Source organism: Runella zeae DSM 19591, from assembly GCF_000423565.1.
In the GTDB taxonomy this organism is placed as follows: Bacteria; Bacteroidota; Bacteroidia; order Cytophagales; family Spirosomataceae; genus Runella; species Runella zeae.
Genome location: NZ_KE384043.1, coordinates 130,740 through 148,654, shown reverse-complemented (window position 1 = coordinate 148,654; position 17,915 = coordinate 130,740). Strand labels below are relative to the sequence as shown.

The 17,915-nt window shown below is 42.1% G+C and carries 13 protein-coding genes; 10 read left to right on the top strand and 3 right to left on the bottom strand.

The window, feature by feature from the left end; all coding sequences use genetic code 11:
- Nucleotides 1-8: 8 nt before the first annotated feature.
- Nucleotides 9-1,118, bottom strand: coding sequence for a T9SS type A sorting domain-containing protein (locus G563_RS37365; RefSeq protein ID WP_051211286.1), 1,110 nt, complete (start codon nt 1,116-1,118; stop codon nt 9-11).
- A gap of 415 nt (nt 1,119-1,533) precedes the next feature.
- Between G563_RS37365 and G563_RS36220 the strand changes: the two genes are divergently transcribed.
- The 7 genes from G563_RS36220 (at nt 1,534) to G563_RS37360 (ending at nt 11,641) form a co-directional block, all read left to right on the top strand.
- On the top strand, nt 1,534-2,079 hold the full coding sequence (locus G563_RS36220) for a nucleotide exchange factor GrpE (RefSeq protein ID WP_084651010.1): 546 nt from the start codon (nt 1,534-1,536) through the stop codon (nt 2,077-2,079).
- 58 nt (nt 2,080-2,137) lie between these two features.
- The gene (dnaJ, locus tag G563_RS0129620) at nt 2,138-3,289 is read left to right on the top strand and encodes a molecular chaperone DnaJ (RefSeq protein WP_028668527.1); all 1,152 of its coding nucleotides are present in this window, start codon (nt 2,138-2,140) and stop codon (nt 3,287-3,289) included.
- 127 nt (nt 3,290-3,416) lie between these two features.
- On the top strand, nt 3,417-4,769 hold the full coding sequence (locus G563_RS0129615) for an MATE family efflux transporter (protein WP_028668526.1): 1,353 nt from the start codon (nt 3,417-3,419) through the stop codon (nt 4,767-4,769).
- Between the two features lie 78 nt (nt 4,770-4,847).
- Nucleotides 4,848-6,362, top strand: coding sequence for a serine hydrolase (locus tag G563_RS36215; RefSeq protein ID WP_051211285.1), 1,515 nt, complete (start codon nt 4,848-4,850; stop codon nt 6,360-6,362).
- A gap of 122 nt (nt 6,363-6,484) precedes the next feature.
- Nucleotides 6,485-7,936 (top strand): TolC family protein, encoded by a 1,452-nt coding sequence (locus tag G563_RS0129605; RefSeq protein ID WP_028668525.1) that lies wholly within the window; start codon nt 6,485-6,487, stop codon nt 7,934-7,936.
- Between the two features lie 96 nt (nt 7,937-8,032).
- On the top strand, nt 8,033-9,427 hold the full coding sequence (locus G563_RS0129600) for an efflux RND transporter periplasmic adaptor subunit (RefSeq protein WP_028668524.1): 1,395 nt from the start codon (nt 8,033-8,035) through the stop codon (nt 9,425-9,427).
- 15 nt (nt 9,428-9,442) lie between these two features.
- A complete protein-coding gene (locus G563_RS37360) occupies nt 9,443-11,641 on the top strand; it encodes an OmpA family protein (protein WP_051211284.1) in 2,199 nt (732 codons plus the stop codon).
- Between the two features lie 60 nt (nt 11,642-11,701).
- Here the strand turns inward: G563_RS37360 and G563_RS0129590 are convergent, their stop codons facing one another.
- Both G563_RS0129590 and G563_RS0129585 read right to left on the bottom strand, forming a co-directional pair.
- Nucleotides 11,702-12,907: a serine hydrolase domain-containing protein gene (locus G563_RS0129590; RefSeq protein ID WP_028668523.1), complete on the bottom strand. Its 1,206-nt coding sequence runs from the start codon at nt 12,905-12,907 to the stop codon at nt 11,702-11,704.
- A gap of 211 nt (nt 12,908-13,118) precedes the next feature.
- On the bottom strand, nt 13,119-13,535 hold the full coding sequence (locus tag G563_RS0129585; protein WP_028668522.1) for a DUF1573 domain-containing protein: 417 nt from the start codon (nt 13,533-13,535) through the stop codon (nt 13,119-13,121).
- A 241-nt stretch (nt 13,536-13,776) separates the two neighbouring features.
- Between G563_RS0129585 and G563_RS0129580 the strand changes: the two genes are divergently transcribed.
- The 3 genes from G563_RS0129580 (at nt 13,777) to G563_RS0129570 (ending at nt 17,908) form a co-directional block, all read left to right on the top strand.
- Nucleotides 13,777-16,185 carry an alpha-ketoacid dehydrogenase subunit alpha/beta gene (locus tag G563_RS0129580; protein ID WP_028668521.1) on the top strand — a complete coding sequence of 803 codons (2,409 nt, stop codon included), beginning with the start codon at nt 13,777-13,779 and terminating at the stop codon, nt 16,183-16,185.
- Between the two features lie 200 nt (nt 16,186-16,385).
- Nucleotides 16,386-17,177 carry a phosphosulfolactate synthase gene (locus G563_RS0129575; RefSeq protein ID WP_028668520.1) on the top strand — a complete coding sequence of 264 codons (792 nt, stop codon included), beginning with the start codon at nt 16,386-16,388 and terminating at the stop codon, nt 17,175-17,177.
- 71 nt (nt 17,178-17,248) lie between these two features.
- Complete coding sequence (locus tag G563_RS0129570; RefSeq protein ID WP_028668519.1) at nt 17,249-17,908, top strand: DedA family protein; 660 nt, start codon at nt 17,249-17,251, stop codon at nt 17,906-17,908.
- Nucleotides 17,909-17,915: the final 7 nt, after the last annotated feature.

The window sequence follows — 17,915 nt, the reverse complement described above, 5'->3', positions numbered from 1 at the left end:
AACGTCTACTAATTTATTTTTATGATTCGTTGCTGATAACTAGCTCCCGTTTGAGTTTTAATCTTCAGGATATATACGCCCGGCCTGAGGTCAATTATGGAGACTTTGTCTGAGCCAGCTGCATAACGCTTCACTATCCTGCCCGTCAAGTCCAGCAGCTCTCCGTTGTTTATTTCTTCCTCTTGCGGTAATTCTATTTTCACTTCATTCGTTGCAGGATTGGGATATACTCGAAAACTATGCCCCTGACCTTTAGCACGTATATCTCTGATAACACTGTAGCTGTATTTGCCATCAAAATCCACTTGTTTTAATCGATAATAATTCAATCCTTGTAGGGGACTGCTATCCAAGAAAGAATAATGCTGGGCAATTGATATGGTACCTTTTCCTTCTATCGTGCCTATTTTTTCAAAGGATTTAGCATCAAGACTGCGCTCAATCTCAAAACGTTGGTTACTTATTTCTTCCGAAGTTTGCCATGATAGCTCCACACCTCCACTACGTTCTTCTGCTTTGAAAAACGTCAGTTTTACAGGAAATACATCATTCCAACCAACAATAAAATCATCGATTCGAAAATTGGCCGGGCTTCCTGTGCATAAGCCCGAGTTTGTAGCCGTATAATCAAACCTAAAAATCACACTTGCTTGATTGGCCGCAGCAGGAACCGAAATGGGTCCCAAAAAAGCCCATGTAGTATTGGCCGCTGACGATACGTCGCTGCTTAAAGTGCTAAAAGTACTACCCCCATCTACACTAACCGAAAACGCTACTGTGGCGTTGAAAGCACTAGTACGCCGCCGTCCAAATCCCACGATGACATTGCTCTTGCCCGTTAGGTCAAAGGCCGCCGTAGTAACCGACACTGTCGCGCTACCGCAATTTTTCATTGATAAGTTGTTGGTACCAGAGGCACTCACCGTAGGGTCTGTAGTAGGAATAGTATACCCACTGCTACTAGAAGCATTTTCTACTACCACATTAGAAGTTGCGGTAGTGCTCCATCCTGTCGGTAATGCCGATGCAGCATCAAAGGTCTGCAAAATCCCGCCGCCTTGGGAGGTCGCTTTAAATAAGACACCTAAGAATAGCACAAAAAGGTATATTTTTTTCATATATTTTCAGGACATTAAAGTGTAAATCCATTTGTTTTGACCAAGCTATAACTCCTAGAATCAGGGCGTAAAAGAATTAGTACTAGTCAGCATATCAAACTGACTACCAGTTTTTTTAGTAAGCTTTGTCACTTTCCCTATTTTAAGAAGGCTTGGTCTAGAATAGATACGGCGCGGGGAAGAGGTATTTTGTTTCACCATAAAAAAAGTCATTAAAAACCATATTTATCATTACTTATATTAGACGAAAGTTCGCTAAAAAGTTACAATATCTTTCATAAAAATTTCGTCAAAAAGGCTTCTTCGACACTTCTTCAAGGGGAGGTTTCTGCCAATCTGTCAGTTGTGGTGATACTGGCAAAATAATTGACGAACTTTGTAGCAGAAAAAATGTTTCATTGTGAATTGATTTGTCATGACAACCGATAACCAACACATTCAAGAAGACACACCCATAGAAGACGAATTGGCAGCCAATGCTGCTACTGAAATACCACAAGAGGGCGAAGAAAATGTTACAGAAAAATTAGAAGCAGAACTTACAGAGTTAAAAAATAAATATTTGCGTTTGTACGCCGACTTCGAAAACTTCCGTCGCCGTACTGCCAAAGAAAAATTAGAATTAATTTCAAGTGCTAATGAAGAACTGATGAAGGCTGTTTTGCCCGTAGTTGATGATTTCGAACGTGCGATGGCCTCCTTTGAAACTACTACCGACATTGCTCCTCTCAAAGAAGGCGTGGGTCTGATTTTCAATAAGTTTTCAAAAACTCTCGAAAGCAAAGGCCTCAAACCCATGACCTCTAAAGGTGAAGTATTTGATGCTGATTTGCATGAGTCAATTACCCAATTCCCGGCTCCAAGTGAAGACTTAAAAGGAAAAGTAATTGACGAAGTCGAAAAAGGATATTTTTTAAATGAAAAAGTAATCCGCTACGCTAAAGTCGTAGTAGGAAGTTAACTTTGTGATATGTTGTGAATACTTGAAAAAGTATTTATGATGATTAACCCACAAAACAATGGCACAGAAAAGAGATTATTATGAAGTCCTTGGCGTCGGCAAATCAGCATCGGACGATGAGATAAAAAAGGCTTATCGTAAGCTAGCCATCAAATATCACCCCGACAAAAACCCTGATGACCCTTCGGCTGAGGAAAAATTTAAAGAGGCAGCCGAGGCCTATGGCGTATTGAGCGATGCCGAAAAACGCAAACGTTACGACCAATTTGGCCACGCAGGCATGGGTGGGAATGGTGGTTTTGGCGGTGGTCAAGGATTTGACATCAACGATATTTTCTCTCAATTTGGCGACATATTTGGTGATTCTTCGCCTTTTGGAGATATTTTTGGCAATGGCGGCGGAGGCGGAAGGCGCGTCAGGCGAGGTACTGATTTGAGAATCAAACTCAAACTTGACCTCCGCGAAGTAGCCGAAGGTGCAGAAAAGAAAATCAAAGTAAAAAGATACGTAAGCTGTAATGCTTGCGGAGGAAATGGCTCTAAAAATGGCGCCTCCCTCAAGACTTGTCATACTTGTAATGGTAGTGGGCAAGTTCGTAAAGTAGTAAGTACCATGCTCGGCCAAATGGTCTCGACTAGTACCTGTCCTACTTGTAATGGGGAAGGTAAAATTGTATCTGAGCGCTGTGAAGTCTGCGCCGGCGAAGGACGTGTACTAGAAGAAGATGTAATCAGCATCAAAATCCCTGGTGGCGTAGCCGACGGCATGCAGCTCTCTATGAGTGGCAAAGGCAATGTGCCCCCTCGCGGTGGTGTAGCAGGCGACTTGCTGATTGTAGTAGAAGAAGAAGAGGACGAAAACCTCAAACGCGACGGCAACAACCTTGTGTATGACCTTCATCTTAATTTTGTAGATGCGGCTCTGGGTACCAGTGTAGAAGTTCCTACGCTCGACGGTAAAGCGCGAGTACCTATCGAAGCTGGCGTACAAGGCGGTAAAATATTAAGACTTAAAGGAAAAGGAATCAAAGAACTCAACGGCTACGGCAGAGGTGACCAATTGATACATATTAATATCTGGACACCAAAGCAGCTCAATAGCGAAGAGCGAGCCTTGCTTGAAAAACTCCGAAACTCACCTAATTTCCAGCCCAAGCCGGGTAAAAATGAGAAAGGATTTTTTGAGAAGATGAAAGATTTCTTCCATTAATAAAAGCGGTCTATTGACCGCTTTTATTATTTTATTGGCTTCCTCCCATGACAAATTCTTACGTTGTCAAACTATTTTTCTAAAACTTAGGTTGCCCCTCTGTACATCATTCCAAAAACAGTAGTTCATGCGTCGCGAAATTTTAGCAACCGTCAAGCTTAGTATTCCTATTATTATTGCTCAGCTTGGAGTCATTTTGATGGGAGTTACCGACAACCTGATGGTAGGACGTTTTCTGGGGGCGGTTCCCTTAGGAGCGTCAGGCTTAGCTACTTCGCTTACTTTTTTGGTTTCTAGTATTGGTTTTGGGGGATTAGGAATCGTTTCTAGCCTTATTTCACAAGCCAAAGGACAAAACAATACACCAGAAATTGGGAATTTATTTAGAGCAGGCTTGAACGTAGGCATACTGCTAGGTATTTTGCTTGGCATAGTAGGAATAGGATTGGGGTTAAGTTTAGACTTTTTTGGGCAAACTCCCGAAGTGACACGCCTCGCTAAGCCTGTCATTTACATCCTAAGTGTTTCTATATTACCCTTGTTAATTTTTGTTGCTGCTCGGCAGTTGGCAGATGGGCTTTCTTATACCAAAGTAGCCATGTTTGTGACCGTATCAGCTTTGTTTTTCAATGCCCTCATCAATTGGGTATTAATTAAAGGAATATGGATTTTTCCCAAAATGGGGCTTAATGGTGCAGCCTTAGGCACTCTGATTTCACGAGTGTATATGGCGATTGTTATCTTAATATATATTTTCAGAAGTAAGTACTTCAAAACATACCTCCATTTTCCTAATCAAAATATTACGCCCTTAATAAAAAGAATCATCAAGCTCACAATTCCGGTAGGGTTCCAATTTTTCTTTGAAGTAGCGGCTTTTTCACTTGCCGTAGTGTTGATTGGATGGCTGGGAGAAAGTCAACTAGCCGCTCACCAAATCGCCATTAATTTGGCCTCTACCACCTACATGATGGCGACAGGAATAGCCGCCGCAGGGGCGATCAGAGTGGGACAAGCATGGGGACAAAACAACCTCCCCAAGGTAAAGCAGGCAGGCACGGCAGCCTTTGTGATTGTGACAGCGTTTATGGGAGTATGTTGTATTACTTTTCTGACAGCCAATGACTTTTTGGTTTCACTTTATCTCAAAGACAACCTCGCCGTCACGAGTATTGCTTCTACTCTGGTGATTTATGCTGGCTTTTTCCAATTATCCGACGGGATTCAAGCTACAGGCTTAGGCACATTAAGAGGCTTAACCGACGTCAATGTTCCTACAGGTATTACATTAGTGGCTTATTGGGTTATTGCTTTACCATTGAGTTATATCTTAGCTTTTACTTTTAAAATGGATGTAGAAGGAGTATGGATTGCCTTATCTGCTGGCCTTACGTTTTCGGCGCTTTTTCTTACCATCCGTTTTTATTGGTTGATTGATAAAATGCCTAGTAATATCAAAAAAACAGCGATAATGCACTAAAATAAGAACTTTCGGAGGAGGGATACATCAAACTATATGCTTTAAAACTATATTTGTTGGTCTAACACCTCTCTCTCTATGCGCCCGCTTGTTCAAACTATTTTACTGATTTGTATTATCAGTTTTGGTTACGCACAAAAAAAAGTCCCCCCCCCTACTGACCCGCTTGTGGGGTTCGATAACTTTGTAAACCAAATGCTCATCGAATGGCGCGTACCAGGAGCCGCCGTGGGGATTGTCAAAGATGGCAAAATACTTTACACCAAAGGATACGGATTTAAAGATTTAAAAAATAACCTCCCCGTTACAGCCCAAACGCTCTTCCCGATTGCGTCGTGCACTAAATCATTTACGGCAACAGCTTTAGGTATATTAGCAGACGAAGGCAAACTTGACTGGAACAAACCCGTCAAAGATTATTTGCCTGATTTTCAACTTCATGACGAATACGCTACCCGACTCATCACCGCCCGCGATTTGGTATCACACCGCACAGGCCTACCACGCCACGATTGGACATGGCTCTATGCAAACCTCGACCGCCAAAGTCTGTATCAGCGACTCAAGTACTTGCCACTTTCAAAGCCAGTCTATGCCCAATACCAATACAACAACCTGATGTATATGACAGCAGGTGTCTTAATTGAAAAAATCTCGGGAAAAAGCTGGGAGAATTTTTTGAGAGAAAAAATTCTTTCTCCCCTTCAAATGAAACAAACTGTACTTGCTTATCCCGAACTTTTTCAGAGTAGTGATTATTCTCTCTCGTATCGAGACAACAGCGGCCAATGGCTTGAGCAGGGTTTTGGAAGTAATATAGATGCTATCGGCCCTGCGGGGTCTATCAAATCCAACGTGATAGATATGTCTCATTGGCTCCTGATGCAACTGGGAAAAGGAAAGTTTGACAATCAACAAATCATCTCGGAAACAAACCTGAAAGAAACCCACACGCCCCACATAATCGTATCTCCTGCCGAAATCACCTTTAGTGAGTTGGGCTATGCCAGCTACGGTATGGGCTGGAATATCAATACTTATCGCGGTTTTTTAAGATTGAGCCACAATGGCTCCATTGAAGGCTTCCGTTCGCAAATGACCTTTTTCCCGAATCAAAATTTTGGCGTAGTAGTCCTTACCAACACTGGTGCCGTAGACTATTATTTTGTCAACTCAATCTGCAATTATGTGGCTGATAAATGGCTCAACCTTCCAGTGATTGATTGGGCGAGCCGCCTCAAAACAGCCCAAGCAGAAGCCAAAGCCAAACAACAAAAAGCCAAAGAAGAAAAAGCCAACAAACGCAAATCAGACACAAAACCTTCGCAGGGGCTGAGTAGCTATCGGGGCAAGTATGAGCATCCTGCTTATGGGTCGTTTGTATTGGAAACTCGCGGCGACGAAGAGTTTATCGGCGTATTTCACGGTTTACCATTTACTCTCCAACATTATCACTACGATGTTTTTGAAGGTACAGGTGCTTTTGACCAAGCTAAATTTGATTTTAGAATCAATGCTACGGGCGATATTGACCGTGTCGTTGTCACCCTTGCCAATGCTGGAGATATTGAATTTAAAAAAACTGCGCCTTGAGTCTTATTCTTTTAAATTGCTGAATTTGAAGCGTTGATAAACTTATTTCACCGCTTATCCAATTTTCTTAGAGGTAGCAAATTTAGTTTTGTAACCTTGAAGATAAAATCAAAAGGACAGCGATGAAAAATTGGTTACTCGCCTTCTCGCTTGGTTTAAGCCTATACAGCCAAGCGCAGCAAAAATACTCACTTCAACAATGTGTGACGATTGCATTGCAAAACAATTTGCAACTGCAACAAAGTCAACTTCAAATTCAGAATAATCAAAACCTACTTGACCAATCAAAATGGCAAAGGTACCCCACGCTCAACTTTAGCGGGGGGCAAGGGTTACAATCAGGACGTAACATTGACCCTTTTACGAACCAATTTGTGGAACAAACGGTCAATTTTTCGAATTTCAACTTGAATACTGGCATTAACCTTTTTAATGGATATCAACAAAAAAATACCATTAAACAAAATCAGTATAACTTACAAGCCAGTCAAAAAGAGCTAGAATCGAGCCGTAATACACTGATTTTGAATGTTGCAACAAATTATCTTTCAGTTCTTAACAACCAAGAACAACTAGAGTTTGCACGTCGTCAGTTAGAGACTACCCGCCTCCAGCTCGAACGTACCGAGAAGTTGGTAAAAGCCGGATCCCTTCCCGAAATTAACCTCTATGATATACAATCTCAACTTGCCAATGATGAACTTTCTATTGTAAATGCACAAAACAATATAGAGTTATCAAAGCTTGCCCTCAAACAACTTATGAATATCTATGGTAGTGAGGTGATTGAAGTAGAACCCATCACTTTACCGCTTCCTTCTACCTCAGCCCCTTATGATGCTACCTTAGAGCAGGTTTATAATGCTGCCATCAAGTATCTACCTGATATGGAAGCAGCAAATCTTCGTATAGAAAGTGCCAAAACTGGAATTGATATTGCCAAAGGTGCTAAATTGCCTTCGTTGTCGTTGGGAGGAGGGTTGAGTTCTTCTTTTTCTAGTGCCGCTCCCAAACAACGTTTTGTGGGAGATGGAGGTGCTTCGCAAGTACGTGACATTCCTTCTACAACTCAATACATCACTTATGGAGGAGTCACCTTGCCGGTCATCGTTCGGACTACCGTTCCTAGTGGTGCCATTCAAAATTTTGGTTATTTTGATCAATTAGGTTTCAACCGAAACGCCTCTCTTTCATTGTCATTGAGAGTGCCTATTTTTAATGGCTATCAAGTACGCTACCGGATAGCAGGGGCACAAATCCAACAAAAAAATGCGGAGTTTCAAGCACAAATCGTCAGAAATCAAGTTCGGCAGACTATTGAGCAAGCGTACTACAACATGCTCAATGCCGCCAAGCGCTATGAAGCTACAGCTCGGCAAGTAGCAACCCTTGAGCTTTCTTTTAAAGCTGCCGAAGCACGCCTCAACGCGGGTGCCCTCAATGCCGCTGACTACAATATTGCTAAAAACAACGTAGACCGTGCTCGAGCTAGTCTCATTCAAGCCAAGTACGATTATATATTTCGGACCAAAATCCTTGACTTTTACCAAAGCAAGCCGCTTTCATTAGAATAATAAGCCCCCCTTTTTGTGGCGTACTGATTTAATAACAAAGTCAGGCTATATTTAACTATTTACTCAATTTGTCATTCACATTTTTTATTAACTCATATGGCTAAGAAATCTTCTTCTCGTTTATGGTGGATACTAGGCGGCATCGTAGTGGTATTGATTGCAGGGTTGTTGATTGCCAAGCAAGCTGGTTGGATAGGAAAAGTCAAACCTACCGAAGTAGAGTTTGCAAAAGTCAAAAAAACAAACATTATTGAGCGGGTTAGTGCCTCAGGGCGCGTCCAACCCGAAGTAGAAGTCAAAATCAGTCCTGACGTATCAGGGGAGATTATTGGCTTGTACGTAGAAGAAGGCGACTCCGTAGTAAAAGGGCAACTGCTAGCCAAAATACGTCCCGACAACTACGATGCCCTAGTGGCCCGAGCACAAGCGTCTGTCAACTCAAGCAAAGCGGAGGTGGAGCGCGCCAAGGCAAGTCTTGCTCAATCAAACGCTCAAATGATTCGGGCCAAAACCGACTACGACCGCAATCAAAAACTACTCGCTGATAAAGTAGTATCAGAGGCAGATTTTCAAAGAGTAGAAGCAGATTATAAAGTGGCACAGCAAAACGTAGAAGCAGGAAAAGCCGCCGTAGAAGCCTCTAAATTCAATGTACAAAGTTCGGAAGCAGCGCTAAGAGACGCCACAGAAAACCTTCGAAAAACCACCATCTATGCTCCCCAAAGTGGTACCATTTCAAAACTTAATGTGGAGCTTGGTGACCGCGTGGTAGGTACATCCCAAATGGCTGGAACCGAAATGATGCGTATTGCCAATCTCAACAACATGGAAGTCAGAGTCAATGTCAACGAAAATGACATTGTAAGGGTCAATCTGGGAGATACCGTAGAGATTGAGGTAGACTCCTATGCAGATAGAAAATTTGTAGGCTCAGTGACCGAAATCGCCAATACTGCCAACGGAATGGCTACCACGAGTGCATCCGCTGCTGCCTCTAACTCTACCGATGCTGTCACCGAATTTGAAGTAAAAATCAAAATCTTGAACTCTTCTTATCGCGACTTATTGCTGAAAAAAGGCAAAAAATCATACCCATTCAAACCCGGTATGACTGCCTCAGTAGAAATCATCACCGAGCGTAAGCTAAATGTGCTGTCGGTGCCGATTGCCGCCGTTACGACCAGAGGAAAAGAAAATACTGAGACACCCGACAACAGTGAAGCCTCAAATTCTTCTACCCCAGAAAATCAAAAAGCCAAAAAAGAGGATAAAGTCAAAGAACTCGTTTTCATCAATGACAAAGGCAAAGCAGTAAGTCGTGAAGTAAAAACAGGTATCAGTGATTTCGAAAACATCGAAATTATCTCGGGTCTTAAAGAAGGCGAAGAGATTATTTCGGGGCCATTCATCGAAGTTTCGAAACGCTTAAAAGATGGTGCGCTCGTTGCCAAAAAAGTAGAGAAAGCAAAAGATACAAAAGAAGAAAAATAGACAATTTCTTGGCTAATGGAGTTTCGTCACACTCAGCAATTGTTGGGTGTGACGATTCTTTTTTTACGTAAACTCACTAAATTTGCGCCCCAATCACCTTACCCTATGAAGTCTATTTTAGTTGTTTTATTGTTGCTTTTAGGAAACATTTGTTCAGGATTTTCTCAAACGCCTTTTCGCCTGAGTATCGAAGTCAGAGACAAACAAACGAAACATATCCTTATTCCTATCATATCTATCCTCCCTGCCAATGCTAGTACGGAGCTCACCGGCTATTTTGAAAACGACCTTTTTATGGTAAAAGTACAGGCAGGTATCCAATATCAAGTAGTAGTGGCTTTTCAGGAGTACAAAACCTACCGCCAAACCCACGTTTTTGAGCCGTCTAAAACCAATACTCCTTTTCTCATTGAGCTAGAACCTCTCAAAACCTCTTCTACTCCCTCACCTAACTTAGGCGCTGGGCATACCATCCTTGTCATCAATAAAGCCCAAAAATCAATTTTAGCAAATGCATCTATTTCTTTAAAAGACCCACGAAATGGCAAAATTGTCGCAATCGAAAGTCATCCTAATATCCGTGGGGGGTGGAAAGCTGACCTCCAACCCAATGTCTCCTATGAAATAGAGGTCAAAGCTCCTGACTTTGAAACTTATCGAAGTATTCTCAAAATAAATAGCGGCCAAGCTACTGAGATAGCCCTCTCAACTATTCCAAAACAAGAGTTGAGTTTTCAAGCAATAGATGCTCTCACTGGGCAAGCTATCCCCGCTGATTTTAAACTAACCGACGAAATCAAAGAAAGCTACTCTGGCAGCACTACTTCTGAGCAGCGTTTGTTTATGCCCACTGTGGTGGTACAATCACAGCCTTATTACCTTACAGTCATAGCAAATGGCTATCGAAAATACGTCACAAAACTTAACTTAGATGCTCCGCAATCCTCCGAACGAAGTTCTCACATTATCAGACTCTCAAAATCAGATGTTTATCTGCAAGTGAGTACTTTGGCCGAAAATACCAATAAACCAATTGCGGCTACAATCAGGGTGGTTGACAAAAACGACAAACGCGACATTGTTTCCCTAAAAAATGCCCCAGATGGACGAGCCTCTGTGCCACTCAATCCCGCGCATCATTATGTAGTAGAAGTGACCGCCGATGGCTTTATGCCTTACCAACGGGCACTCGAAAAATCATTTCCTTCGTTAGAAGAAAACAACGAGCTAGTGGTCAAGCTAGCTCCCATTACCGAAAATTTTTTAAGCCTCTCAGCGGCAGATTCTACCTCTGGTAAGCCTATCTCTGCTAAGTTTAGAATCACCGCAAACTCCACTCACCAAACCTCCGAAATCACCGCCTTGGCATCGGCTATGCCCATTAAATTCAAAATCACCGAGCCAGACATTTATCAAATCGAAACCATTGCCGCTGGATATTCTTCCCAGAAAAGCATTATCGATGCCGAAGAAATGCGTATGGGGCAAGTCTTTTCTCTTCAAGCAAAATTAAAGGCGGGCCGTGCAGCTGCTCCTAATATTGTCAAGTTGTTTACGCTTAAGTATTTTGATTCTCAAACCCAGCGCCCATTAGTCCGACTAAAGGTGAAAGTGTTTGAGGAATCTACTCGTAGGGCAATTCCTGCGAAATTTTATAAGGGAGTTTTAGAAGTAAAATTAGCGCTTAGCAAAACCTACGTAATTGAAGCCTATCATCCCAATTATGAAGAAAATACCCTCAGGATTGAAACTTCAGTTTGGGCACAGAGAGGTGAGTTTTTGGCAAATCTCTATCTTCTTTCTCTTAAACACACTACCACAAGTGCTGCTAAATCCGTTATCAACGAAAGAATTTTTGATAATATCAAAACAGGACAATCCGTAACGATTGAAGACAATGTATATTTTGACCAAAGTAGCTACATCTTACGTCCCGAATCCCATGGACAGCTAACAAGGCTGGCCAATATCATGCTTCAAAATCCAGCTATCCAAATTGAAATCGTAGGCCATACCGACAATGTAGGTGACTCACGTCTCAATCAAACACTTTCCGAACAACGAGCTAAAGTAATAGCTAGTTTTCTGACAAACCTACAGGTACCAGAAAACCGCATCAAACACCGAGGAGAAGGTGCGAGTAAGCCTCTCGCCCCCAATGATTCGGAAGAAAACCGCCAACGTAACCGTAGAGTGCAGTTTTTGGTGAAATAAAAAACCCCAACTCCTTTTCTATCTAACTACTCATAAGGAGTTGGTGTTTCTACAAAAAATCTAAAACAATTCATCCTCTATTCCTTCTTCTACATTGCTTTTTCCTTCCAAAATCTCAAGGATAGGTTTGATTTGATAAATGCTACGGTTATAACGATTACTCAAAAGGATAATCACAAATTTGTCTTTAGGACTAAACCACATCAAGGTATTGTAGCCTTTCCACCAGCCTGTATGGTAGATATATTTGGGCTGTCGAGTTGCCTCATCTACGTGCATCCGAAACCCATAACCGTAGTTTTTGATGCCATGGCGCTCAAAGCTACGAGGGGTAAAAGCCTCTTTCATCGTCTGCGGCTTAAGCACACACCCTCCACTTAGCCCTGTGTACCAGCGCAAGATATCATCCATGGTAGAATACACTCCTTTGTCACCCACTACATCATCGTAGTTGTCTTTGGCGAGGCGGCGATTGTACTGATACCCAGCGGTCCGAAACATATTAAGCGAGTCATTTTGGCTCGTCGCAAGCCATGTATTTTTCATGCCGAGTGGCTTAAACAAATTTTGTTTCAAAAAATCCTCAAATGTTTGCCCTGATACTTTTTCGACAATCGTAGCAAGCAAGGCATAGTTGGTATTGCTGTAACTAAAATATCGATTGGGAATGTTGTAAAGCTTGGGCTTGACAGCACAATACCACCTTACAATATCATCATTTGAAGGATATGGATTGCGTTTTCTCACGCTATCAGCTAGTACATAAGCATAATTAGGCAATCCACTGCGGTGCGAAAGTAGGGTTTTGATCTGAATCCCCGAGTAGGGGAATTGGGGAATAAACTTCTGAATCGAATCTTCTAAGCTCAACTTACCCGCTTCATAAAGTTTGAGAATCGCAACCGCCGTAAAAGTCTTTGACAAAGAAGCCAATTGAAATTTAGAGTCCGAACACAACGTATCTTTCTTTTCTACTTGCGCATACCCGCACGAATTACGATAAAGTACCACCCCTTGCTGTGCCACTAGTACGTTTCCGTTAAACCTTTCTAGCTTAAATTTTCGTTGAAAAAACGAATCAAGACGTGCCGATTTGCTATCTGCATCAATCCTATTTCGTGCTTTAGTGATTTGGTCTGAAGATAGCGAAGCCTCTGTTACACAATCTACGAGAGACTTTTGAAGGGCAGTAGATTGCTGTTGATTAGTGGTGTTGTTACAAGAAAAAACAGCTACTAAAGCTAAAATGATTACGGTTCTAAACATCGTTGTGGGTGATAGTATAAGAGACTGGGCGCATTGAATATGAAAGCAAAGCAATACACAGACTCTCCACTTCATACCCTCTTCTCAAACGCAAATCTAATAAAAAAGGCTATGACTGCAAGTCATAGCCTTCTTGAGTTTTATGTAAATAATATTTCTTAAGCAAGATTAAAAACAAACGCTATCTCGCTTTTAGATGAATAGTAGTGATTTATTTACCGCCTTTCTTAGCTGCGGTTTGAGCTTCGGCAGCTTTGTTAGCAATCACTTCACCTTTAAGAGTGAGGTACACGGTGCCATTTTCACCATTGCTTGGGATAGTCACTGTTTTATTAAAAGGGCCCATAACACCCGCGTTGAAAGTAGCTTTGACATTACCTTTTTTGCCAGGCATCACTGGTTCGCGAGTCCATTCAGGAGTAGTACAGCCGCATGATGCAGATACATTTCCTAACACGATAGGGTCAGTGCCAGTGTTGGTAAATTCAAAAATGTGAGTTACTGGTTTGCCTTGTTCAATCTTTCCGAAATCATGCTCATTCTTGGCAAACTTTACTACTCCTTTTTGCGCGTAGCTAACTGCACTAAATACTAAAATTGCTACGAAAAGTGAAAGAAACTTTTTCATGGTTTTTGTAAAATTTAGTTTTGTAAAAGTTGGTTGCTTATCTAACAATGATTGTAAGAGCAAAAGTTTTGCCAAACGTTGTTTTTAATGAAATATTTATGACAAAGTAACAGAAAAAACTCGAATTTTGAAACCTCGTAGGTTTTGCTGTATATTTACTTGCCAAAACAACAAATTGAAGATTCTTTAGTTTTATTTATACTTCCATAAGGAATAACAACTTAATTTTTCATCAAGAAACGTGATAGAGAACGAACTTACAACCGACTTTATTGCGCTGACGCGCCAAAGTATTCTAGACGACTTTCGTTTAGTATGTGAAAGCCGACAAGCGAGTTTGTTGGGCCGAAAAGATGTAATGGGGGGACGGGCTAAGTTTGGGATTTTTGGAGATGGAAAAGAATTGGCCCAGGTGGCAATGGCAAAAGTATTCCAAAAAGGGGATTTTAGATCGGGATATTATCGAGACCAAACAATCGTCGCGGCCTTAAAAGGCCTTACTTGGCGGCAATATTTTGCCCAACTTTATGGTCATGCGGATGTGCATTTTGAGCCTCATACTGCCGGGCGCTCCATGAACAATCACTATACCACTCGCTACATAGACGACGAAGGAAACTGGAAACCCCAAACCTCCACCTACAATCATATCAATGATCTTGCTCCTACGGCGGGCCAAATCCCACGCTCAGTAGGATTAGCATATGCCTCTAAATTGTACCGTCATAATGAGCAGCTAGCCTCTATGACTGATTTCTCTTACAATGGCAATGAAATAGTTTTTGCTACTATTGGAGATGCTTCTACTTCGCAGGGGATGTTTTGGGAAACAATGAACGCCGCTGGAGTGCTACAAGTACCGCTTCTGATGTCGGTGTGGGATGATGGATTTGGGATTTCAGTTCCTGTCAAATACCAAACCACAAAAGCAAGTATATCAAAAGCCCTTGAAGGCCTGCAACGTAGCAAAGACGAGGAAGGAATTGAGATTATTACGGTAAAGGCTTGGGACTACATAGCCCTCATTGAAGCCTACAGCAAAGCTGCAGAAATCTGCCGAAAAGAACATGTGCCTGTACTAGTACATGTACAAGAAGTAAGTCAGCCACAGGGGCATTCGTCTTCAGGCACTCATACTAGATACAAATCGACCGAACGACTGGAATGGGAAAAAGAATGGGACTGTAACCTAAAGTTTAAAGATTGGATTATAGACAACGGCTACGCTACTCATGAAGAACTAGAAGAAATAGAGGATGAAGCCAAACAACATATTCGCCTAGAGCGAAATGCCGCATGGAACGCCTTCTCTCATGCCACCTCTAACGAACGAATAGAAGTAAGTGAACTCCTCAAAAACGCGGCTGAAGTAAGTAAATTTAAAAATGATTTACTCCAATTAGTGGACGAACTTAACCGCGAATTTGTACCACTTCATCGTCACAGTACAGCCGCCGTTAGAAAAGCCCTTCGTGTGCTTCGAACTGAAAATATCCCTGCCAAAAACGCTCTCACTACATGGCTCACTCAAAACAAAGAAGTCAATGAAGACCGTTTCAGTTCTCATGTTTACAGCGAATCTTCTGCCTCTCCCCTAAAAATCACGCCTATAGCTCCCATTTATACTGACAACTCCCCCATTGTTGACGGACGCGAAGTAATAAGAGGTAATTTTGAAGCTCTATTTGCCACCGACCCTCGTATTGTAGCTCTTGGCGAAGATGTCGGAAAAATTGGGGATGTAAATCAAGGTATGGCTGGTTTACAGGAAAAATTTGGGGAATTACGCATTACGGATACAGGCATTAGAGAAACAACCATCATCGGGCAAGGTATTGGACTTGCCATCAGAGGGTTACGGCCTATCGTCGAAATCCAGTATTTTGATTATATTTATTATGCCCTTGCGACCCTCACCGACGACTTAGCATCGCTCCACTATCGTACCAAGGGCGGCCAAAAAGCCCCCCTTATCGTTCGTACCCGTGGGCATCGCTTGGAAGGAATATGGCATTCTGGCTCACCTATGGCCACGGTGATTCATAGCCTTCGAGGACTGCACGTGTGTGTACCTCGAAACTTTACTCAAGCGGCAGCCATGTACAACACCCTCATGCGTGGCGATGACCCTGCTCTTATCGTAGAGCCTCTCAACAGCTATCGCATAAAAGAACGGCTTCCCGACAATCTCGGTGAATTTTGTGCTCCTCTCGGACAGCCTGAGATTTTACGTACTGGTACCGATGTCACTATTGTTACTTATGGCTCTATGTGCCGGATTGTGCTGGAAGCAGCCGAAGAGCTTTCTCAAGTAGGGATTGAGGTAGAAGTCATCGATGTTCAAACGTTACTTCCTTTCGATACAGACCATCGAATTTTGGATTCTATCAAGAAAACCAATCGCGTAATTTTTGCCGACGAAGACATGCCTGGGGGCGGAACCGGCTATATGATGCAGCAAGTAATTGACCACCAAAACGCGTATCAGTGGTTAGATTCGCCGCCTAAATGTATCTCCGCCAAACCACACCGACCCGCCTATAGCTCCGATGGTGATTATTTTTCAAAACCGAATATAGAAGATATAGTTGAAGAAGTTTATGCGCTTATTCATGAAGTGGCGCCAAACAATTTTCCTATGTACCTATAGTCTATAGGTGGGATTCCACAGGCATTTTTTGTACTAAACTTCACTGACTACCTTCCCTTCCTTTTAGCCCGCGATGAAATTCGCGGGTTTTTTATAACAATTTGACTAAAATCAGGTTATTTTCTGGCTTGATTTAGTAGGTTGTGGTTTGAATCGCTAATTTTGCGGTTCATTGTCAAAGACATACCTAACCAACAAGTATGAATTTTAAACTATCACAAGTTCCAGACCGCACCACCAAACCACGCCAATATGGTCTGACAATGGTCATGGACAAAGGTCTAAGTATCCGGCAGATAGAGGATATGCTTGATATTGCCGCTCCTCATATAGATATCGTAAAACTAGGCTGGGCCACTTCTTTCGTTACTCCAAACCTCAAAGATAAAATTGCAGTGTACAAAAATGCCGGTATTCCGGTCTATTTTGGAGGCACTCTTTTTGAAGCTTTTGTGGTAAGAAATCAGTTTGAAGACTACCGCCGCTTGCTAGATGAATACCAACTTGAATACGCCGAAGTTTCGGATGGCTCGGTAGATATGCCAGCCGAAATCAAATGTGATTTTATTAAGATTTTGTCGGAGCAAGTAAAAGTACTATCAGAGGTGGGTTCTAAAGATGAAACCAAGATTATTCCTCCTTACAAATGGATTCAACTCATGAAGGCTGAGCTCGAAGCAGGCGCTTGGAAAGTAATCGGCGAAGCCCGCGAATCTGGAAATGTGGGGTTGTTTCGGTCAAGTGGAGAAGTGCGTCAAGGTTTGGTGGAAGAAATCTTAACCCAAGTGCCCTCCAAAGACATCATATGGGAAGCACCTCAAAAAACCCAACAAGTGTGGTTTGTAAAACTCTTGGGTGCCAATGTCAACCTTGGTAATATTGCTCCTCACGAAATCATCCCTCTCGAAACTATCCGCTTGGGGCTTAGAGGAGATACCTTTGCTCATTTTCTTAACGACAAGACCCGCAAACGCTGGAAATTGACGAAGTAACATTTATTTATTTTTCACCCCGTTTCACAGCCACTTAACTCAGATAAAGTTGTGAACTAAATCACAAACAAATGGAAATCCTCACTCAGATTTTAGACTTTTTTTTACACCTTGACAAACATCTTGCCCAAATCATCAATGACTATGGCACGCTCACTTACTTGATTTTATTTTTGATTGTATTTACCGAAACAGGCCTCGTTATTATGCCTTTGCTTCCGGGCGATTCTCTTTTGTTTGCTACGGGCGCATTAGCCGCCTCCACAGGTGCGCTTAATCCTTGGTTTGTGATACCGCTGCTCATTGTAGCCGCATTGATGGGCGACAACGTCAATTATTTTGTAGGGAAATTCTTAGGAGGCACCATCAAAAAACGCGAACGAATTTTATTTTTCAAAAGAGAATATCTCGAACAAACTGAGCAATTTTATGCCAAACACGGCGGTAAAACCGTCATCATGGCTCGTTTTATTCCGATTGTACGTACTATCGCTCCTTTTGTTGCAGGTGCAGGTAGCATGACTTATTCTAAATACATCGTATTTTGTATCGTTGGCGCTCTCTTGTGGGTTCCTTCACTTACGATGTTGGGATATTTCTTTGGAAATTTACCGATCGTAAAGCAAAACTTTGAATTGGTAATTTTTGGCATTATTGGTCTTTCCGTTTTACCGATGATTTGGCAATTTGTAAAAGCTAAATTCTTCTCTGCCGAAAAAACCACTGTATAGTATCTTA

Excerpts from the sequence above, each read along its gene's own strand:
- G563_RS37365 (WP_051211286.1), bottom strand. The coding sequence starts at position 1,118 with ATGAAAAAAATATACCTTTTTGTGCTATTCTTAGGTGTCTTATTTAAA.
- G563_RS36220 (WP_084651010.1), top strand. The coding sequence starts at position 1,534 with ATGACAACCGATAACCAACACATTCAAGAAGACACACCCATAGAAGAC.
- dnaJ (WP_028668527.1), top strand. The coding sequence starts at position 2,138 with ATGGCACAGAAAAGAGATTATTATGAAGTCCTTGGCGTCGGCAAATCA.
- G563_RS0129615 (WP_028668526.1), top strand. The coding sequence starts at position 3,417 with ATGCGTCGCGAAATTTTAGCAACCGTCAAGCTTAGTATTCCTATTATT.
- G563_RS36215 (WP_051211285.1), top strand. The coding sequence starts at position 4,848 with ATGCGCCCGCTTGTTCAAACTATTTTACTGATTTGTATTATCAGTTTT.
- G563_RS0129605 (WP_028668525.1), top strand. The coding sequence starts at position 6,485 with ATGAAAAATTGGTTACTCGCCTTCTCGCTTGGTTTAAGCCTATACAGC.
- G563_RS0129600 (WP_028668524.1), top strand. The coding sequence starts at position 8,033 with ATGGCTAAGAAATCTTCTTCTCGTTTATGGTGGATACTAGGCGGCATC.
- G563_RS37360 (WP_051211284.1), top strand. The coding sequence starts at position 9,443 with ATGGAGTTTCGTCACACTCAGCAATTGTTGGGTGTGACGATTCTTTTT.
- G563_RS0129590 (WP_028668523.1), bottom strand. The coding sequence starts at position 12,907 with ATGTTTAGAACCGTAATCATTTTAGCTTTAGTAGCTGTTTTTTCTTGT.
- G563_RS0129585 (WP_028668522.1), bottom strand. The coding sequence starts at position 13,535 with ATGAAAAAGTTTCTTTCACTTTTCGTAGCAATTTTAGTATTTAGTGCA.
- G563_RS0129575 (WP_028668520.1), top strand. The coding sequence starts at position 16,386 with ATGAATTTTAAACTATCACAAGTTCCAGACCGCACCACCAAACCACGC.
- G563_RS0129570 (WP_028668519.1), top strand. The coding sequence starts at position 17,249 with ATGGAAATCCTCACTCAGATTTTAGACTTTTTTTTACACCTTGACAAA.